The organism is Bradyrhizobium sp. 61 (assembly GCF_023073075.1).
Lineage (GTDB): Bacteria > Pseudomonadota > Alphaproteobacteria > Rhizobiales > Xanthobacteraceae > Bradyrhizobium > Bradyrhizobium barranii.
In genome coordinates, this window is the sequence record NZ_JADPIU010000060.1 from 1 (window position 1) to 2,588 (window position 2,588).

The 2,588-nt window shown below is 62.1% G+C and carries 3 protein-coding genes and 1 pseudogene; all 4 read left to right on the top strand.

The features are described 5' to 3' along the window. A partial coding sequence (locus IVB46_RS21005; protein WP_247343391.1) for a N4-gp56 family major capsid protein occupies positions 1–687 on the top strand: 687 nt, incomplete at its 5' end. Positions 688–730: 43 nt separating this feature from the next. After that, a complete protein-coding gene (locus IVB46_RS21010) occupies positions 731–1,153 on the top strand; it encodes a hypothetical protein (protein ID WP_247343394.1) in 423 nt (140 codons plus the stop codon). Between the two features lie 111 nt (positions 1,154–1,264). Then, a complete protein-coding gene (locus IVB46_RS21015; protein ID WP_247343396.1) occupies positions 1,265–1,894 on the top strand; it encodes a hypothetical protein in 630 nt (209 codons plus the stop codon). Next, positions 1,894–2,588 (top strand): annotated as a pseudogene (locus IVB46_RS21020) (hypothetical protein); the annotation flags it as partial. The gene IVB46_RS21015 and the pseudogene IVB46_RS21020, both read left to right, overlap by 1 nt.

Here is a 2,588-nt window from a genome sequence, read left to right on the forward strand (position 1 = left end):
TTCTCCAACCGTTTCGACACCACCATGGCGAACCATCTGGCCGGCAACACGCTGGTGACGGATGCCCGCTTCACCGGCAACAACGCGATCACCGCGCCGACCAACATCTACCGCGGTGGCGGCGCGACCGACGACGCCACCATCAACGGCGACAACACCAAGACGATGAACCTTCAGATCATCGACGCCCTGGTGGAGCGCGCCAATGTGGCTTCCCCGCTGATCCGTCCCATCATGGTCGGCGGCGAGAAGAAGTTCGTCATGTTCCTGCACGACTACCAGGTCACGGACATGCGGATTTCGACCTCGACTGGCCAATGGCTGGACATCCAGAAGTCGGCTCTGGCCGGCGGCTCTGGCTCCAAGTCGCCGATCTATACCGGCGCGCTCGGCGAGTACAACGGCGTCGTTCTGCACAAGTGGAATCGCCTGCCCGTCGGCATCTCCAACGCCGGCGCCGCGCAGACCTCCACCCGTCGGGCGGTTTTCTGCGGAGCGCAGGCGGCCGCGATCGGCTTCGGCAAGGAGTTCTCCAACGGCTCCCACTTCAAGTGGATCGAGGAGCTGTTCGATTACGAGCGCGAGCTCGGCGTCTCCGCGCAGACCGTTTGGGGCATGAAGAAGTCGGTGTTCAACGCCAAGGACTTCGGCACCATCGTCGCCACCACCTACGCAGTCGCGCACTAAGCGCGGCTGCTGATCCTGCAACCCTTTTCGAAAGGCGAACGACATGGCTACCGGAATCGTGGCGAGCACTGCCCGCCAATCCGCAGAACAGCAGGTTCACTACCTGCGCTTCACTGTGAACTTCAACGATGCGGGCATTGCGACCGGCAACGGCAAGCAATGGCTCCCGAAAGGCGCCGTTCTCATCGGCACCGACGTGAACATTGTGACGGCCTTCAATGCCGCCACGACCAACGTTCTGTCGGTCGGTATCGAAGCCTCGACCTACGCCAATATCGTCACGTCGGCGCAGACCGTCTCCGGCACCACGGGCCTCAAGCAGAACCTTGCGCCCACCGGCACCGCGTTGGTCCCGCTGGCGGCCGATAGCCAGGTGTTCGCGCTGTACACCCAGACCGGTACCGCGGCGAGCGCCGGCCAGGCCGTGATCATCGTCAAGTACATTCCGAACAACGACATCAGCTAGCGCTGGTGGAGATCTGGCTGCATTACGCGGGCGCGGCGGTTGTTCTTGAGGAGCAATCGCCGCCTCCGGCTATCCCGGCGCCGCTCGCGCCTCCGGCTGTGATGGTGGACGATGGGAACGTATCTCGACCTTCAGACCGCGATCGCAACGGACCTGACGCGAACCGACCTGACAAGCCAAATAAAAAGCGCAATCGTAGACGCCGTTAAGCACTACGAGACCTCGCGGTTTTACTTCAACGTCACGCGGTCCTTCACGTTTTCGACCGTGATCGGGCAGGTGGCTTACGGCGCCAGCGCTCTTGCGCAGATCCCCGACATCATCGGCCTCGACACGCTGTTCCTGTTCGACGGCGGCCGGCCGCTCGAGCTCGAAAAGTACGAGGCCGACGAATTCGAGTGGCTGCAAAGCACGTCCACCGGCAACGGGCGTCCCTGCGCCTATACCTACATCGACAGCCAAATCCTGCTCTGGCCGACGCCGGTCGCTGTCTACACGATGCGGCCGCACATGCACTACAAGCTCACAGAGCTCGCCGGCGACACCGACACAAACGCATGGACCAATGACGCAGAGCAGCTGATCCGCTGCCATGCCAAGCTGCTGCTCTACACGAACCTCCTGGAGGACACAGACGGCATGCAGCGCATGTCCGTCCAGATCCAGAGCTACAAGGATGCGCTCGACTACAAGACCTCGGCCCGGACGGCGACCGGCCGCATTCGCGCGACGAGCTTCTGATGCCGGTCATTCCCTTCGGCGAATATCGCCCCGATCTCAGCGACTACGAAGCGCAGACCGAAAAGGGTGTTCTCAACGTCGTCCCGCAGGGTGATGGCTATGGGCCCTTCAAGAGCCTCACCGCCCTTTCGCTGTCTCTTGGAGCGCAATGCCGCGGCGCCTTTTCGGCGTACAAGACAGACGGCTCGGTGGTCGTGTTTGCGGCTACCTCTACCGACCTATACAAGCTCGACAACACCACCTATGCATGGACGAAGGTTTCAAAGGGGGGCGGCCCGTATGCGGCCGTTACCGCCTCTGAACAGTGGGTATTCATCCAGTTCAACAATCTCGTCATCGTGGTGCAGGCCAACGTCGTGCCGCAGGTGTTCGATATTTCGAGCTCCTCGGCGTTTGCTGATTTGGCTGGTAGCCCCCCGCAAGCCCGCTATGCCGATGTGGTTGGCCGGTTTGTGGTCCTGACCGGCCTCCTCACCAACCCGAACCGGGTTCAATGGTCCGGGTTGAACGACGTCAATGGCGCGAATTCATGGACCGCCGGCATCAACTCGAGCGATTCCCAGGACCTGCCGGATGGCGGTATTACGCGCGGCATTGCCGGCGGTGAAAGCGGCGTCATCTTCCAGGACACCGCGATCCGGCGCATGACCTACCTGCCGGGCGATCCCCGCGTGTTCCAGATCGAGAAGATCGC